Source organism: Nonomuraea antri (genome assembly GCF_013283785.1).
Taxonomy (GTDB): domain Bacteria; phylum Actinomycetota; class Actinomycetes; order Streptosporangiales; family Streptosporangiaceae; genus Nonomuraea; species Nonomuraea antri.
Window position 1 is genome coordinate 1 of sequence record NZ_JABCPZ010000573.1, and the last position, 1,074, is coordinate 1,074.

Annotated in this window: 1 protein-coding gene; it reads left to right on the plus strand. The window is 72.5% G+C overall.

What is annotated here, in order from left to right:
• Positions 1 to 332: 332 nt before the first annotated feature.
• On the plus strand, positions 333 to 1,007 hold the full coding sequence (locus tag HII36_RS55440) for a fructosamine kinase family protein (protein ID WP_407940924.1): 675 nt from the start codon (positions 333 to 335) through the stop codon (positions 1,005 to 1,007).
• Positions 1,008 to 1,074 lie beyond the last annotated feature (67 nt).

The window sequence follows — 1,074 nt, forward strand, 5'->3', positions numbered from 1 at the left end:
GTGTGGGGGGTGCTGACGGGCGGTCGACGGGGGATGCGCCGGTTGCTGAGGGCGGGTCGCTTTCGGTAGGCCGGTCGTCTGGCGAGGGCGGGTCGTTTGCGGAAAGCGGGTCGTCTGGCGAGGGCGGGTCGTTTGCCGGAGGCGCGTCGTCTGGCGAGGGCGGGTCGTTTGCGGGAGGCGGGTCCCTTGGCCAGGCTGGGTCGTTTGCGGCGGGCGGGTCTTCTGGCGAGGCCGGGTTGTTTGCGGCAGGCCGGTCAGCTGGCGAGGCCGGGTCATTTGTGGGAGGCGGGTCCTCTGGCGAGGGCGGGTTGGCCGCCGGAGGTGCGTTGTTCGTGTCGGAGGCGGCCGGGTTGCGGTGGCTGGGCGAGGTGATCAGCGTCCCTGAGGTGATCGAGGCCGACGCGGACCGGCTCGTGCTGTCGTGGGTGCCCGAAGAGGCGCCCACCGCCACGGCGGCCGAGCGGTTCGGCCGCGACCTGGCCCGGCTGCACCGGGCCGGCGCAGCCGCCTTCGGCGCGCCGTGGCCGGGTTTCATCGCCGAACTGCCGATGGACAACGCACCCGCCCCCGACTGGCCGACCTTCTACGCCGAGCGCCGGGTGCTGCCGTTCCTCCGACTGGCGAGACTGTCCGTCTCGGACGCCACCGCCGTCGAACGAGCCGTCGAACGCTTTCCCGAGATCGCCGGGCCACCCGAGCCGCCGGCCAGGATCCACGGTGACCTGTGGAGCGGGAACGTGTTGTGGTCGGGCGGGCGCGGCGTCCTCATCGACCCGGCCGCGCATGGCGGGCATCGGGAGACGGACCTGGCGATGCTGGCGCTGTTCGGGCTGCCGTATCTGGAGCGGGCGCTGGGGGCGTACCGGGAGGAATGGCCGCTCGCGGAGGGATGGCGGGAGCGGGTACCGCTGCATCAGTTGCACCCGCTACTCGTACATGTGGTGCTGTACGGGGCCGCGTACCGGGACAGCCTGATGACGGCGGTACGGCAGGTGCTGGCACTCTGAGCTCGGAGCTTGTAGCGACGAGGGCGGGTGCAGGGCGGTAGCTGTGGGGATGTGGGGCGGCGTGGGG